Raw genomic sequence first — 15,944 nt, forward strand, 5'->3', positions numbered from 1 at the left:
CAAAATCAATGAACAAACTACTAATTGGAGTAGCGACTATAATTTTAATGAGTTGCAATACCGAAATTAAAAAAGAAAACAATGAGAACAAACACAACCTTGAAACAGAAATAAATAGAAAAATTAAGGTTTTAAACTTTGGAACAGCTCATTTAAGCCAAACATCAGATGCAAATTCTTCCCAAATCAACTTAAATGACCCAAATGAAAAAGCTGACTTAAATAAACTCGTTGAAGAAATTGTTAAATTTAAACCAACTATTATTTGCCTTGAGTTGGAACCTAAAAACAATAACTATATAGCTTCGACATATTTAGAATATGTAAAAGACCAAACGAAAAGATTAAATTATTCGGACGAATTAAATTCCATCGGACTTGAAGTAGCACGTTTGAGTGGTACACATCGAATTTACGGAATAGATAGCCAAACAGGGTTTAATTATCCTAGTTTAATCGAGATTGCCAATAAAAAAGTCGCTGACAGTCTTTATATTTTAAAAGTTATGGATAATTACCAAAGGGTTAACGCTTTGAAATTTAAAGAACAATTTAGGACGATTAACACGAGAGATTATAAAATGGAAACATTTAACTTATACAATTTTTTGGCGACACAACATACTACAGGAAATGAAGAAGGAGTTGATGAAATTACTAAATTCTACCAACGGAATTTAAAAATGTATAGTAATTTTAATGACATAGAAATGACCGAAAATGACAGAGTTTTTATTCTTTTAGGAGCAACACACACCGCTTATTTTGACATTTTTCTGGAAAATAACCCAAAATTTCAATTAGAAAACCCGAATAAATATACTGATTATTAAAAAGTACTAAGCACAGTACCGTATAAAATTAATCGCTAAGTCTAGCCTACTTACGAAAGTTCTCGCGAACCTTCTATCTGTGATTTATTTGCTAACTTTAGTGCTTAAACACGCAACGAAATCATTCATAAATACGTTGTGTTTAATTCCCCAAACATTCCCCTTACATTTATTAAATTACCTAAAAAGCAGTATTCACTTGCAGACTAAATATTTGTTTTTATATTTGCACTGACTATACGGTCAGTCAATATAAATGTATGGATAAAAAAACTCAAATAATTGAAATTGCTACCAAGCTATTCTCAGAAAACGGATTTGAAAACACTTCTATTTCTAGAGTTTGTGAAGCGAGTAATGTTTCTAAAGGACTTGTTTTTCATCACTTTAAATCGAAAGATGGTTTATTGAGAGAAATCTTCTCTGTAACAACCAAGAAGATAATTGAGATGAATGAATCAATCAATGATGAACAAAAACCAATGGACAGATTGTACGATTTAATAAACTCATTCTTTATTCAAATAAAATCAGATAAACTATTTTTCCAGTTGAATTTAAATGTAATGACTCAACCAAAGACACGAGAATTATTAAACGATTTAATTAAGGAAAGAAGCACTTTTATATTGACTTCAGTAAAACAGATTTTTAACCAAATTAATACGGAAAATGCTGAAATAATCAGTTACTTATTTATTGCCGAATTAGATGGAATTGCTCTTAATTATTTAGGAATTTTTGACAACTACCCTCTTGAACAAATTAAAGAACAACTCATAAAAAAATACATTAAAAATGGAATTTAAATTAACCCAAGATATAGACACAATAAACGAATATAGAGTACAACTATATTCACAATTGGCCGCACCAATTGATGCTATGTGGGAGTTACTTTATATAGCTAATTCAAAAAGCTATTTAATTAGTAATCAAAATAAAAAAATTGGTTATTGTTGCATTGATACAAACGGAAGTCTCATACAAATATTTCTTCTTAAAGAATTCAACTCTAAAATGAATTCTATCATACGAACATTACTTAAAGAAAAACTCATTACGTCCGCCAGTTTAAGTTCAAACGAACCAATAGCATTTAACACGTGTTTATCACTTTCGAAATCAATCAAGCCAAATACGCTTTGCTTTCAGCATACGAATTCAAAAATTCACACAAATTCATCCTTAAATCTTGAATTAGCATCAGAAACTGATATTCCAGATATCAAATCGTTTTTAAAAGAACCAACTGGAATGGATGACACCTTTGGTTATACTGAAAACTTGGTTAGAAGAAAAGAAATTTACTTCATAAAACAAGATAATGAAATCATTGCTACGAGTGAATGTAGATGGAGCGATACACAACTAGAAATAGCCGATTTAGGAATTATTGTAAATAAAAACCAACAAGGAAAAGGAATCGCAACTCAAGTTCTACAATTACAAGCAAACAGAGTGATACAAGCAGACAGAAAACCTATTTGTTCAACAACAATTGATAATATTGGTTCTCAAAAAGCAATTGAAAAAGCTGGTTTTTATTGTTCAAATATCATTTTTGATATTCAATTTTAAATTTTAAAACAATGGTAATAAATACTCTAGGTTTTACTAAACAATTAGAAACCTATCGACTGGAACATCAATTAGCCTCTTTTGAAGTAGCTAGGGTTATTTCTGAACACAAAGACAGATATATAGTTAAAACCGAGTCTAATGAATTAGAAGCTGAACTTATTGGAAATTTAAGGTTTACCGCTGAAAACAGGTATGATTTACCTGCTGTTGGAGATTGGGTTGCTATTAATGAATATGATGAAGGAAGAGCCTTAATTCATTCGGTTTACCCAAGAACTTCAATGCTGGAAAGAAAAGCAATTGACAAACTTGGTAAAACTCAAATAATTGCAACAAATATTGATTATGGATTAATTGTTCAATCAGTAAATCGAGATTTCAATTTAAATAGAATTGAACGCTATTTAACTATCTGTAATTCGGCTAATATTAAACCTATAATTATAATTAGTAAAATTGACTTAATTGAAACTTCTGAATTAAATGAATTAATAGATAAAATTAAAGAACGAATTAAAAATGTTTCAATAATTGCCATTAGTAATGAATCTCAACAAGGCATCGATAAAATTAAAAAAGAACTGTCAAAAGGTAAAACGTACTGTTTATTAGGCTCTTCTGGTGTTGGAAAATCAACATTAATTAATAATCTTGTTGGTGACACTGTTATGAACACTGGAGAAATTAGTGAAAGTATCGATAGAGGAAAACACGTTACAACACACAGAGAATTAATTGTATCAGAAAACGGAATTTTAATTGATAATCCAGGAATGAGAGAAGTTGGAATCACTAATGATTCAGAAGGATTAGAACTAACATTTAATAAAATCACCAATTTATCTAACGACTGCAAATTTAATAATTGTTCACATACCAATGAAAAAGGTTGTGCGATTAAAAAAGCTTTGGAAAATGGAGCGTTAGATAATGACTCGTACGTCAATTTTCAAAAAATGGAACGCGAACGACAGTTTTTTGATTCGAGCATAGAGGAACGTAAAAAGAAAGATAAAGATTTAGGGAAATTGATTAAAAATGTTGTCAAACAAAGAAAAAAAGATAAATACTAAACACAGCACCTTATAAAATTCATTGCTAGTTATAGCCTACTTACGAAAGTCCTCACTAACTTTCTAACTGGGATTTATTTGCTAAATTTAGTGCTTAAAACACGTAATGAAATCACACACAAAATCGTTAGCTGCAAGTGAAAAGACCAACTAAAATGAAAATACATATCAACAATACAAGACTTTTTTTAATTGGACTTACTGTTCTAATAGTAATTTGTGTATTGACTTTCAATGTCGTTTATTTTTCAAGTTATTACGGAATATCGCAAATCGACTATTTTAATTCCCTACTACTTGTGCCTTTCATTCTTCTAATATTTTCGTTTGGAATTTTTATTGAACAAAACAAACAAAAAGAAAAACTGAAAAGAATTGACACTTTTAATCTAACTTCAAAGGAAAAGGAAGTCACCTTAATGATTTTAGAAAAAAAGAAAAATCAAGAAATTGCTAACCAAATGTTCGTAGAACTTTCTACAGTGAAAACACACATAAATAACATTTATAAAAAAGTTGAAGTTAAAAACCGAAAAGAACTATTTGAAAAAATCAATAAATAAATTACTGACTTTGAAATAATTAAAAAAATCCACCCATTTTTCCACCCTATAAAACAAGGAAATTTCATCTAATAATTTCAAATTTGCTGAATAACTTTTAAAATTAAATTTATGAATAAACAAACATTGTTTTCGGTAAAATCAGGTTTTTTAATTGCACTTTCAGGAACCTTACTGATGCTAATCTTATTAGCTCTAAATTTTGTTGGGCCAGAATCTGTAAAGAATGATAAACTGATGATTGGTGGAACAATTTTATTTATTTCACTTTACATTTTTCTTCTTTTTGGGATTTATAAGAGTATTTCAAACGTTAAAAAGACAGCCCAAGTCCTTACATTCAAAAGTGCCTTTTTTACTGGATTTATAGTAAGTCTTGCAACAGCAATTTTTTCTGTTTTATTCACAATATTATTTTACGAGATAATATATCCAAACTATAATACTGACATGTCTACCGTTTTGATTGAAAAATTGTCAAATCAAAATTTGAATGAAACAGAAATAGCTGAAAAAATTAGTGAACAAACAAAATATTATAGTACAGTAATACAAGCACAATTCTCTTTTGTTGGAAATTTAATTACTGGAATTGCATTTTCACTAATATTGAGTTTGTTCCTAAAATCTAAAAAGAATTAAAAAATGAATCAAGAAGTTACTACATATATCGAAAATTCAGATGATAAAAATAAGGAGGTATTGAATAAATTAAGGAATTTAATCTTCTCTTTAGTTCCCAGTGTAAATGAACAATTTAAATGGAGCAGACCTGTATATGCTATTAGTAAAGATTTTTGCTATTTAAAAACAACCAAAAAAGCAGTTACACTTGGTTTCTTTGAGTTTGACAAAATAAAAACCAATAGTCATTTAATAGAAGGAACGGGAAAATCTATGAGACATATTAAAATCAAAAACGCTGAGGAAATAGAAAAATTTGAAATTAGCAAAATGGTTAACGAAGTATTAAAATAACACCAGCAGCTAACACTGTATAAAATTCATTGCTGGTTATAGCCTACTTACGAAAGTCTTTACGAACTTTCTATTTGTTATTTATTTGCTAAATTAGTGCTTAAAATACGTAACGAAATCATACACAAAATCGTTACCATACATTAGAAAAAAATGAACAGAGAGCATACATCAAATACTACAATCGAAATTAACGCACCTGTTTCAAAAATATGGAACGCTTTAGTAACACCGGAAATAGCAAAAGAATATTTTTTCGGAGCGAATATTAAATCTGATTGGAAAGAAAATAGCCCTATTACATTCAACGGAGAATATAACGGAAACAAATATTTGGAAAAAGGAATTTTAATAAATGTAAAACCAAACATTCAATTACAATATACGCATTGGAGTAATCTTGAAGGGATTCCAGATATTCCTGAAAATTATAGAGTTTGGACGTTTAACTTGTCAGAATCTGAAAACCGTACTCGATTAACTATTTCTGAAGATAATATTCCAACAAAAAAAAAACAGAAACGTTCTGATGAATTTTGGAATGGAGTACTATCAACAATTAAACAAATTACTGAAAAATAAAAACGTTTAACAACACCTTGTATAATCCAGCACTTGTTTTGCCTACTTACTAAAATCCTCATCGATTTTTCATTCGTGATTTATGTGCTAGATTAATTGATAAAATATATTGTGCACAAGCTATAGCAACCATAAAAATGAGACAAATATTAGAAACAAATCGGCTCATATTAAGAGAATTGCATATTAATGATGCTCAACACTTTTACAATCTCAATCTAAACCAAAACGTCATTAAATACACTGGGAATTCTGCTTTTAAAAATATTCAAGAAGCAAAAGAATTCTTAGAAAACTATCAAGATTATAAGTTAAATGGATATGGAAGATGGGCTGTAATACAAAAAGAAACAAATGAATTTATTGGTTGGTGCGGACTAAAGTTTGGCGAGATAGAAAATGAAACTGATATAGGATTTCGATTTTTTGAAAAAGAATGGAATAAAGGTTTTGCCACAGAAAGTGCTAAAGCGTGCATAAATTATGGCTTTAAACATTTAAACCTAAAGCGAATTATTGGTCGAGCAATGAAAGAAAATTTTGGATCAATTAAAGTTTTAGAAAAAATTGGGATGGCATATGAACGCGATACGATTTTTCTAGAAAAAGATGCTGTGATTTATAAAATTGAGAAAAAATAAAGTCAATGCAAACATCATATAAAATATATAGTTAATGCTAGCCTACACAAAATATGATGACATATTTTAAATTATCCTGAAAAAAATTGAGCAATACTATTTCCGCATAACATTAAATGAGCTAATCGAAACACAGCAATGAAAAATTACATAAAAGTCATATTACTCACATTAGTTTTGAATTCCTGTGGTAAAGCCATAAATACTATTGCTATTGAGGATGAAATGGAACATTCTGAAACGTTAACACTCCAAAAAGGTGATAACATAAAATTTTGGACAAAACTAAATTATAGATATCAAAACGCAATAGATTTAACTTATTCGGTAAGCATTTATAAAAATGATACACTTTACACATATTATAATTATTCGCCATTAACCACAAATCCTAGATATTTATCTTCTGATGAAAGGTGGATAATTTCAAAAAAAAGAAATCCAGATTGGGTAAAATACAATAAAAGACGCCTTACACTATTGGGATGGCGAGATAATGAAGATCTACGAGAAGAGTATCAAAAACAGAAACATATTATAACATACGGAATCAAGAAAATTGTAAAAGGAAAAAATGAACCCATCTTTACAGTTAAAGAAGATGGCGTCTATACTTTTAAAGCAAAACTACATGTTAGTAGCAACGATGTATTCAAAATAAATAAGGCCACAATTATCTTAAAAAAATAAATATTTAAATTAAAACCGCACTACAGCAATACAGTAAAACAACACATCAATTTGCCCTTTCCTCCTTATTTTATACTTATTACTTCGGAAAAGTAACGAGTTCACAAAAGTTTTATAATTTAAATGTTTAACCACCTACAAACATGCATCCTTAATTGGAACGAGAATTAGAAAATAATAAGGATATACAGAAAAATAGGATCACTGAAATCTCTAAGATCTGAATTAGAAAAAGAATATGTTGAAGCATGTTCTAATCTTCAACGAAGAATACAAAACTGAAAAAATTAATATAGAAACTGACAAAATTGATAATCATATTACCGATTTACAATGTAAAATTAACATGATTAACACTAAGCATGTTAACTTTCTAAAGCAAATACGCTCAAGTATAAAGCTATATTCCTTAAAAAAACAATCGAATTATTATATTAAAAATAAAGATCAAATACTAAAAACTTCAGTAAAAGAGATAACTAGAAACATTGAAAATGATAAGATTTTCATACGAACATACGAAACGGATAATCAAAGTTTAATTGAAAAAGGAACAAAATATAACATCGAAAAATTAGAATTTACACGACATGTATTAGAAAATTCAAAAAATTTAATTTCAGGAGCAATCGGTGAAAATTTAGTGGTTAAAGAAATTAAAAAACCACCTGTAACTACCTTATTTATGATATTCATTTGCACTACAATGCTGTTAATTTGAAATAAAATCTACTTAAACTATGCATCAGTCACGCTTTTCGCTACCACTTAAACAACTCATAAACAGTTATCTAAAAACAATAAGCCAGGCACATTTCCGAAGAAAATAAAACCAATATTGTATATCCAAATAAAAGCGTACCTTTGCAACTTGAAAAATCCACGGGCTGGATTTATATAAATTCCTCAGAGTGAGGATGTGTTACCTTGAAGTTTAAGTGTTTAGTATGTCGATTCGCTTCTTTTGTAACACTAAAGAACATAATCGAATACAACATAAAAAAGAATGAGCACATTCCAAGAACTCGGTCTTAATGAAGACCTATTACATGCTATTACCGATTTAGGATTTGAAAAACCTAGTGATGTACAAGCAAAAGCAATCCCAATTTTATTAGATGAAGATACAGATCTTGTAGCCTTAGCGCAAACAGGAACTGGAAAAACTGCTGCATTTGGTTTCCCAATGCTACATAAAATTGACGTAAACAGTCGTACAACCCAAGGGTTAATATTATCACCTACTCGTGAGCTTTGTTTACAAATTGCAAACGAACTTAAATTATACGGTAAATACTGTAAAGGTTTAAATGTTACTGCTATTTATGGTGGAGCAAGCATCCATGATCAAGCACGATCTGTAAAACGTGGCGCACAAATTATTGTGGCAACTCCTGGTCGTATGAAAGATATGATTAGCAGAAACATGGTTGATATTTCTAAAATTGAATATTCGGTTTTAGATGAAGCAGATGAAATGTTAAACATGGGATTCTATGAAGACATTACAGATATCTTATCTCATACACCCGAAGATAAAAATACATGGTTGTTCTCTGCAACCATGCCTAAAGAAGTGTCTAGAATTGCAAAAGATTTTATGCATGACCCAATTGAAATTACAGTTGGAAATAAAAACGAAAGTACAAGTCAAGTATCTCACGAATACTATTTGGTAAATGCTAGAGATCGTTACCAAGCCTTAAAACGTTTATGTGATGCTAATCCTGATATATTCTCGGTAGTATTTTGTCGTACAAAACGTGATACTCAAAAAGTGGCAGAAAACTTAATTGAAGATGGTTACAGTGCAGGTGCTTTACACGGAGATTTAAGTCAGAACCAACGAGATTTGGTGATGAAATCTTTTAGAAACAAACAAATACAAATGCTAGTTGCAACAGATGTTGCTGCTCGTGGTATTGATGTTGACGATATTACTCACGTCATTAATTACCAATTACCTGATGAAGCAGAAACGTACACTCACCGTTCTGGTAGAACTGGACGTGCTGGTAAAACCGGTATTTCTATGGTTATTGTATCTAAGAGTGAAGTACGTAAAATTAAAAGTATTGAACGTATCATCAAGAAAGAATTTGAGAAAAAGGAAATTCCTGACGGCATGGAAATTTGCGAAGTACAGCTCATGTCACTTGCCAATAAAATTCATAATACCGAAGTCAATGATGAGATTGACAAATACTTAACCAGTATCAACGAATTATTTGTAGATACAGATAAAGATGAATTAATTAAAAAATTCTTCTCTGTAGAGTTTACACGTTTCTACAACTATTACCAAAAATCTAAAAATCTAAATGCACCAAGTTCTTCTAGAGATTCTGAAAGAGGAGATTCTGGTGGACGCGGTTATGGTAGCAGTGCAAATGAAACACGTTACTTCATAAATGTAGGTAGAAAAGATGGTTACGATTGGATGAAACTAAAAGATTTCTTAAAAGAAGTTTTAGAGCTAGGTCGTGATGATGTCTTTAAAGTTGACGTTAAAGAGAGTTTCTCTTTCTTTAATACTGAAAAAGATATTCAGGAGAAAGTATTGGCATTTTTTACAGACTTTAAGCATGACGGTCGCTTTGTTAACGTAGAAGTTAGTGAAGATAAAGGCAGAAGTCGTGGTGGACGATCTGGAGGTCGCTCTGGCGGAAGACGTGATGGTGGAGGCGGAAGACGCAGACGCGATGACAAACCAAGAGGAGATAGACGCTCTAGCGGAAGACGTAGTGATTCTGGATCTGGCAATAGAAGCGACAGACGATCTTCTGGAGGAGATAGACGCTCTAGCGAAGGAGGCTCAAGAAACAGAAGTGATAGACGATCTTCTGGAGGCGACTCTAGACGCTCTGAAAATTCATCTTCAGGATTTGATAGACCAAGACGCTCTAGACGTAGAGATTAATAAACCAAATTAAAATTGAAGTCACATTTCAATTTTAAATAAATACACAAAATTCCAATACTTGAAGTCTCACTTTAGGTGTTGGATTTTTTTGTTTTACACACTTTGTTCGTTAGTTTTACAAATAAGTATAGACTTATATACAAATTTTAAATGACGATTGAATACGTTAATATTTAGTCAAATTTACGACTACTACTCTATCGATATGCAATTTGTTTATTACTTTTAACACTTCAAACTATGACATGAAGCACTTTTTAACACTTTTTTTATTTGTATCTCTAACTAGTTTTGGTTTTTCTCAAGAGACCGAAACATCTGTTAAAGGAACTATTATAGATTTAACTACAGACCAACCTATTGATCGTGTCAACATTGTCAATCTTAACCAAGTTATAGGAACCTCTTCTAATGAAGAAGGTCATTTTGAAATTAAAGCCCAACTCAATGACACCTTGCATTTGTCTTACTTAGGTTATAAATCTATTAAAGTTAGAGTAACCAATGATTGGCTAAAATTTGGAGATACTAAAATTGGTATGGTCGAGTCTGCATTGGCTTTAGAAGAAGTGGTTGTCAACCAATTAAAATTAACAGGTTACCTAGAAATTGATGTAAAGCAAGTTCCAATTGTGTCAAATCATAGATACAGTATTTCTGGTTTAAATAGTGGCTATGAAGCTGGAAACAGAAGACCTAACGCAGTAAGTAAAGTTTTAGGCGCTATTTTTAATCCTGCAGATTTCTTGCATAATATCTTCGGAAAAAAGCCTAACGAATTACGTAAGTTAAAGAAAATGAAAGAGGATGATGAGATTAGAAACCTACTTGCCTCTCGTTTTGATAGAGAAATGCTAACCGTATTATTACAAGTTGACAAATACGATTTAGATGAAATTGTAAATCAATGTAATTACTCAGCAGCTTTTATAAACTCTGCAAACGACCTTCAAATGTTAGATGCGATTAGCGAATGCTATGAAGAATACAAAATTCTTAATAGAAATAAATCTGGTAGGTTTTAATCTACAACTATTTATCCCTTTTCATAAAAACGATCAATGACTTGCTCATAACTCTTAATCGTTTTTTTACACCAATCTAATCGTTTTTCTAATTGCTCTTCGTGGGTCAATTGCCAAGGCACATCACTTGCTTTTAATCTTGTGGTAACATCTTGTAATATAATAGCTGCAGATACTGAAATATTTAAACTTTCAGTAAAGCCAACCATAGGTATTTTTAAAAAACAATCGGCTTCATTAATGACTTCTTGAGATAATCCTTCTGTCTCTCTTCCGAAGAAAAAACACGATTTTTTAGTAATATCAAATTCTGATAACACACTATCGTTTTCGTGAGGCGTCGTCGCTACAATTTGATAACCTTGCTGTTTTAAATCTTTAAGCGATGTTTTTACACTATGATATCTATGTAAATCCACCCATTTTTGTGCTCCCATAGCAATCTCACGATCTATATCTTTAGAGTTTTGCTCTTCTACAATATGAAGCTCTTGAATTCCAAACACATCGCAACTACGCATAACAGCACTTGTGTTATGCAATTGGTACACATCTTCTGTCGCTACCGTAAAATGTTTGGTGCGTTGAGAAATCACCTGTTCAAACCTGGCTTTACGTTGCTCTGTGAGGTAACTTTCTAGATGTTCTAATAATTTTATATCAATCATTAAAAATTTTTATATTTATGAAAATAAATAATCTACATGACACTAAAAAACCTACCAATTCTTTTTTTATTCTTTGGGGTAATTAATCAGACTATTTGGGCTCAAGATACTGCAAATACCATTGAAAATGATACCATAAGCTATAGCGAAGATAACTCCCAAAAAGTTATTGAGTTTGGCCAAAAAATAGAATCTATAATTCATGAAAGCAACAGCGATTTATTTGTTACAAATTTAAATAAAGACAAATTTTTTGACCGTGTTTTAAGTGGTTATTCTAAAAAAGATCGTGAAGATAATTATATAAAAGGCTTTTTGGAAGGAATGGATAATGCCTTAAAATCTTTTCCTGGAGAAATTATTGCAGATGTTGAAAATGGCGCTTATTATGACTTTATCAATTATAGATATGACCTAGATTCTCAAACGTACTATATACTGTTTAGATTATATTCTGCCGAGACTGGCATGAATTATCATGATTACAGACTCGTTAAAACCAATGGAGAAATACAATTCTCTGATATGTATATCTATTTAACTGGTGAGCATTTTACGAGCACAATTGGACGTCTCATGCAATACTCAGTACCTAAAAACTCTGTAGTAAAACAACAAGTAAAAAATCCTGAAGTTAAAGATTTGTATAAAGCGTTTCTCTATAATAAAACGGGAAAATATGAGAAAGCTTATAAAATCATGGATGGGTTTAAATCTGAATTAGCTAAAGAAAAATTCCTTCTCATATTTAAAACTTTAATAGCAGCTCAAATTGATGAAGCAAAATACTTAAAATCATTAGAAGATTTGATTTCGGCCTTTCCAGAAGATCATACCATCGCACTCAATAAAGTAGATTATTATATTTATAAGGAAGAGTATTATGAAGCGATACAAGTTGTAAATCAACTTCAAAATGAAACCGAAGACGATTTTTTAAACTTTTTTAAAGCAGGAATTGCTTTTGAAGATAAAAATTATGATTTAGCACTTAACTTGTACACGTATACTATTGATAATTATCCTGATTTTTTCGAAGGGCAATCTGGTTATTTAAGCACTTTAGTAATGATGGAAAACTACGATGAAACTAACAATTACTTAGATAGATTACTTACCGAAGGCTACGAAAAACAAGATCTTATAGATTATATCGAAGAAGAAGATGAATATGGACAAAACATGTTAGATGGTTATTCTAAATCTAAAAATTTTGCAGCCTGGAAAAAAGCTAAATAAATGAAACACTTAGTCGTTTTAACTGGAGCAGGAATAAGTGCCGAAAGTGGTATAAAAACCTTTAGAGATGCTGACGGACTCTGGGAAGGTCATGATGTTATGGAAGTGGCAACACCTCAAGGATTTGCTAAAAACCCAAAACTTGTTCTAGAATTTTACAACCAACGTCGTAAGCAATTACACGAGGTACAACCCAATAGTGCACACTATGATTTAGCTGCTTTAGAAAACGATTATAAAGTGACCATAATAACACAAAATGTTGATGATTTACATGAACGTGCAGGTAGCACAAATGTAATCCATCTTCATGGTGAGTTACTCAAAGTAAAAAGCACAAAAAACGAACATGATATACAATCTTGGTCTGGTAATTTAAATTTAGGAGATGTGTGTAAAAAAGGCCATCAATTGCGACCACATATTGTGTGGTTTGGTGAAGATGTCCCTATGATAGAACAATCTATAAACATTTGTCAATCTGCCGACATTTTATTAATCATAGGCACTTCAATGCAAGTTTATCCTGCAGCAGGTTTAATGAACTATGTCTCTAGTAAAACTCCAGTGTATTTTATTGATCCAAAACCTGCTATTAAAAGTACAAATCGTATTACCGTCATTACAGACACTGCTACTAATGGCATGAAAACCTTTAAAACAGTATTAAAATAATACGCACTAGTAAAATTGATAATAGTACACTCAATTTAATCATCACTAGAAAGTTTAAAAAAGTCATTAACTGGTTTTTTAAATACTTCGGAAAGTTTAAGCGCCAAAACCGTCGATGGCACATATCTATTAGCCTCAATCGAATTTATAGTTTGACGCGATACTCCAATTTTTTTGGCTAAATCATCCTGTGTTAAACTTAAAATAGCACGCTCTACTTTAATTGTATTTTTCATTACCTGTAACGCTTTAAGTTGTGATAAAACATAAGTTGAATCATTAACATAAATAACAACACTTGAAAATCACCCAAATCTTTAAACGCCTCTCCTCCAGAGTGCACCACATTAGAAACACCAAACTCAACGTAAGGCATAATTAAAGCATAAACAACGCCAATTACAAAAGCAATAGCATATGATTGTGCTCTTAAACTATGAGTCATCTCATCTTCAATTTTATCTTTAGACATTGACATGACCAGCATACCAACTAACATCGTTTTTTGTAGCAACTGTTTTAACCATAACGTATCGCCTTCTAGAACAAAAGCTCTTACAAACATTAAAGCAATAGATAGTAAAACTATAACTACTCCAATAGTCATGAATCGATGAGGCAACCTAAAATTTAATAATTTATTAAATCGCTTGCGCTCACAATTAATTTGGTTTTCTAAATCCATAATTGACAAGTATATTTTATATTAAGTAAAAACATTTTTACCTTATGACAAATATACTTTACATTTTAAAATTACGCAAATATAAATTATAGGGGATTCAAAACTGGATTGGTGTAAACAAAAAATGTTATGAAGGCTTTAACTAAAAATATCTAATAATGCAGGTTTTAGGTGATGAAAATTAAAACTAAAACCTTTTTTTTCAATTTTAGTTCCACAAACCCGTTGACTTTCAAACAACAAAATATGCATCTCACCCAACACAAGTTTCATTGCAAATTTTGGGATATTTGGTAAAAATAAAGGTTTATCAAGTACTGTAGCCACCGTTTTTGTTAGTTCGGTATTGCTTACAGGATTAGGAGCCACAGCATTATAAATGCCTTCTAAATTATGAGTGACAGCAAACACGAATAATCGCGCTAAATCAACAACATGTATCCAAGATTGCCATTGGTCTCCAGTTCCAAATGGTGCACCTGCTCCAAACCGAATGGGTTTAGCCATCTCTGGTAATGCTCCTCCATGTTTAGATAATACTAAACCAATTCTAATTTTTGCTACTGTAATACCAATAGAAGAAAATTGATCAACAACAGTTTCCCATTGCTCTACAACCTGCCCCAAAAATGAATTTGAAACTATTGCTTCGTCTTCATCATAATATTTTGTTAGCGAATCTGGATAGATACCAATGGCACTAGCAGAAACAATTTGCTTTACAGGAAAATTATGTGCGGTAATCGTATCATATAATAATTGAGCCGTTTGCGTTCGGCTAGTTATAATTTCTTTTTTATAGGCCTCTGTCCAACGCTTTGAAATGGTTGCGCCCACAAGATTTATTATAGTGGTTACACCTTCAAAACAAGCTGCATCTATTTCATTCTCGTCAGGATCCCAATAAAAGCCTTTATAATGTTTTTGAGTACTGAGTTTATCTTTTGAGGTGGTTAGGTAATGCACGTTTATATGTTGCTCATGACAAATGTTTACAATTTCTTTGCCAATTAAACCTGTTGCACCTGTAATTAAAACTGTTTTCATAGTCTTACAAAGTTAATGAATCTTTGTACTAGAACTCAGAAGTTTAGTAAGGGTTTAACGTTTAATAGCTCTAAGCATATGACGTTTTCCTGGAGGTCCTTCTAGGCGCTCTACTTCAAACCCTAGAGCCATTAATGTACGACGCACCTTACCAATGGCTGCATAGGTTGTGAGCACTCCATTTTGCTTAAGTGCTTTGTGCATGATTTTAAAGATGCCTTCTGTCCACAATTCGGGTTGTACACGAGCACCAAATGCGTCAAAATAAATAATATCAAATTCATTTTCTGCGGAAATATCCTTAAAAAACTGCTGTTGCTTTTTGAGGGTAAATCGATCAGAAATTTGATGCGTTTCGTCCCAAGAGCACGCATGCAATTGATGTAAGTTTTGGGACGTAATTTTTAATTCTGAAGTGTAATTTAGTTGTGCTAATTCTTCCGAAGAAATAGGAAAGGCTTCTACTCCAACATAATTCACATTTAGGTTTAGTTCGTGAGCTTTTAATTGTGTGAGTAAGGCATTGAGACCTGTACCAAATCCAATTTCTAATATAGAAACCTCAGCATGTTGTTGCGTTAACATTTCCGAAGAAAAAAAAAGCAAACCATGTTTAATATACACATGATTTGCTTCTTGTATGGCACCATGAACAGAGTGGTATTGCTCGTTCCAATCTTCTATTTGAATGGTTTTTGAGCCATCTGCTGTGGTTATAATTTTTCGTTGCACACTCGC

20 protein-coding genes are annotated in these 15,944 nt (G+C 31.2%); 15 read left to right on the forward strand and 5 right to left on the reverse strand.

The window, feature by feature from the left end; all coding sequences use genetic code 11:
* Positions 1-8 precede the first annotated feature (8 nt).
* The 13 genes from TD29_RS16480 (at position 9) to TD29_RS16540 (ending at position 10,892) form a co-directional block, all read left to right on the forward strand.
* The gene (locus TD29_RS16480) at positions 9-833 is read left to right on the forward strand and encodes a DUF5694 domain-containing protein (RefSeq protein ID WP_040282383.1); all 825 of its coding nucleotides are present in this window, start codon (positions 9-11) and stop codon (positions 831-833) included.
* A 260-nt stretch (positions 834-1,093) separates the two neighbouring features.
* The gene (locus tag TD29_RS16485) at positions 1,094-1,642 is read left to right on the forward strand and encodes a TetR/AcrR family transcriptional regulator (RefSeq protein ID WP_040282385.1); all 549 of its coding nucleotides are present in this window, start codon (positions 1,094-1,096) and stop codon (positions 1,640-1,642) included.
* A complete protein-coding gene (locus tag TD29_RS16490; protein ID WP_040282387.1) occupies positions 1,632-2,414 on the forward strand; it encodes a GNAT family N-acetyltransferase in 783 nt (260 codons plus the stop codon). The genes TD29_RS16485 and TD29_RS16490 overlap by 11 nt, the downstream gene beginning before the upstream one ends.
* 11 nt (positions 2,415-2,425) lie before the next feature.
* Positions 2,426-3,490, forward strand: a complete 1,065-nt coding sequence (rsgA, locus tag TD29_RS16495; protein WP_040282389.1) for a ribosome small subunit-dependent GTPase A — start codon at positions 2,426-2,428, stop codon at positions 3,488-3,490.
* A 155-nt stretch (positions 3,491-3,645) separates the two neighbouring features.
* Positions 3,646-4,053 (forward strand): response regulator transcription factor, encoded by a 408-nt coding sequence (locus TD29_RS16500; protein ID WP_040282391.1) that lies wholly within the window; start codon positions 3,646-3,648, stop codon positions 4,051-4,053.
* Positions 4,054-4,164: 111 nt separating this feature from the next.
* The gene (locus TD29_RS16505) at positions 4,165-4,695 is read left to right on the forward strand and encodes a DUF4199 domain-containing protein (protein ID WP_040282393.1); all 531 of its coding nucleotides are present in this window, start codon (positions 4,165-4,167) and stop codon (positions 4,693-4,695) included.
* Between the two features lie 3 nt (positions 4,696-4,698).
* The gene (locus tag TD29_RS16510; protein ID WP_052467162.1) at positions 4,699-5,031 is read left to right on the forward strand and encodes a DUF1801 domain-containing protein; all 333 of its coding nucleotides are present in this window, start codon (positions 4,699-4,701) and stop codon (positions 5,029-5,031) included.
* Between the two features lie 153 nt (positions 5,032-5,184).
* Entirely contained in the window at positions 5,185-5,613 is a 429-nt protein-coding gene (locus TD29_RS16515) for an SRPBCC family protein (protein WP_040282395.1), read from the forward strand.
* Positions 5,614-5,750: 137 nt separating this feature from the next.
* Complete coding sequence (locus TD29_RS16520; protein WP_040282396.1) at positions 5,751-6,254, forward strand: GNAT family N-acetyltransferase; 504 nt, start codon at positions 5,751-5,753, stop codon at positions 6,252-6,254.
* 138 nt (positions 6,255-6,392) lie between these two features.
* Positions 6,393-6,944 (forward strand): hypothetical protein, encoded by a 552-nt coding sequence (locus TD29_RS16525; RefSeq protein WP_040282398.1) that lies wholly within the window; start codon positions 6,393-6,395, stop codon positions 6,942-6,944.
* Positions 6,945-7,290: 346 nt separating this feature from the next.
* Positions 7,291-7,665: a hypothetical protein gene (locus tag TD29_RS16530; protein ID WP_152611547.1), complete on the forward strand. Its 375-nt coding sequence runs from the start codon at positions 7,291-7,293 to the stop codon at positions 7,663-7,665.
* Between the two features lie 285 nt (positions 7,666-7,950).
* Positions 7,951-9,864 carry a DEAD/DEAH box helicase gene (locus tag TD29_RS16535; protein WP_040282403.1) on the forward strand — a complete coding sequence of 638 codons (1,914 nt, stop codon included), beginning with the start codon at positions 7,951-7,953 and terminating at the stop codon, positions 9,862-9,864.
* Positions 9,865-10,112: 248 nt separating this feature from the next.
* Entirely contained in the window at positions 10,113-10,892 is a 780-nt protein-coding gene (locus TD29_RS16540; RefSeq protein ID WP_040282405.1) for a carboxypeptidase-like regulatory domain-containing protein, read from the forward strand.
* A gap of 11 nt (positions 10,893-10,903) precedes the next feature.
* Here TD29_RS16540 and TD29_RS16545 read toward each other — a convergent pair whose 3' ends face one another.
* Positions 10,904-11,560, reverse strand: a complete 657-nt coding sequence (locus TD29_RS16545) for a TrmH family RNA methyltransferase (protein WP_040282407.1) — start codon at positions 11,558-11,560, stop codon at positions 10,904-10,906.
* A 36-nt stretch (positions 11,561-11,596) separates the two neighbouring features.
* Here TD29_RS16545 and TD29_RS16550 point away from each other — a divergent pair, with 36 nt between their 5' ends.
* The gene (locus TD29_RS16550) at positions 11,597-12,799 is read left to right on the forward strand and encodes a hypothetical protein (protein WP_040282413.1); all 1,203 of its coding nucleotides are present in this window, start codon (positions 11,597-11,599) and stop codon (positions 12,797-12,799) included.
* Positions 12,800-13,474, forward strand: a complete 675-nt coding sequence (locus tag TD29_RS16555; protein WP_040282415.1) for an SIR2 family NAD-dependent protein deacylase — start codon at positions 12,800-12,802, stop codon at positions 13,472-13,474.
* 35 nt (positions 13,475-13,509) lie between these two features.
* On the opposite strand, the gene TD29_RS16560 is transcribed toward TD29_RS16555, so the two are convergent.
* From TD29_RS16560 to mnmD, 4 genes are all read right to left on the reverse strand, one after another.
* Positions 13,510-13,710 (reverse strand): helix-turn-helix transcriptional regulator, encoded by a 201-nt coding sequence (locus TD29_RS16560; protein WP_040282418.1) that lies wholly within the window; start codon positions 13,708-13,710, stop codon positions 13,510-13,512.
* Positions 13,710-14,159: a hypothetical protein gene (locus TD29_RS16565; RefSeq protein WP_040282419.1), complete on the reverse strand. Its 450-nt coding sequence runs from the start codon at positions 14,157-14,159 to the stop codon at positions 13,710-13,712. The genes TD29_RS16560 and TD29_RS16565 overlap by 1 nt, the downstream gene beginning before the upstream one ends.
* 138 nt (positions 14,160-14,297) lie before the next feature.
* Complete coding sequence (locus tag TD29_RS16570) at positions 14,298-15,206, reverse strand: TIGR01777 family oxidoreductase (RefSeq protein WP_040282420.1); 909 nt, start codon at positions 15,204-15,206, stop codon at positions 14,298-14,300.
* 54 nt (positions 15,207-15,260) lie between these two features.
* On the reverse strand, positions 15,261-15,938 hold the full coding sequence (gene mnmD / locus TD29_RS16575; RefSeq protein WP_040282421.1) for a tRNA (5-methylaminomethyl-2-thiouridine)(34)-methyltransferase MnmD: 678 nt from the start codon (positions 15,936-15,938) through the stop codon (positions 15,261-15,263).
* Between the last annotated feature and the right edge of the window lie 6 nt (positions 15,939-15,944).

It is taken from the genome of Psychroserpens damuponensis (genome assembly GCF_000826655.1).
Taxonomy (GTDB): Bacteria; Bacteroidota; Bacteroidia; order Flavobacteriales; family Flavobacteriaceae; genus Psychroserpens; species Psychroserpens damuponensis.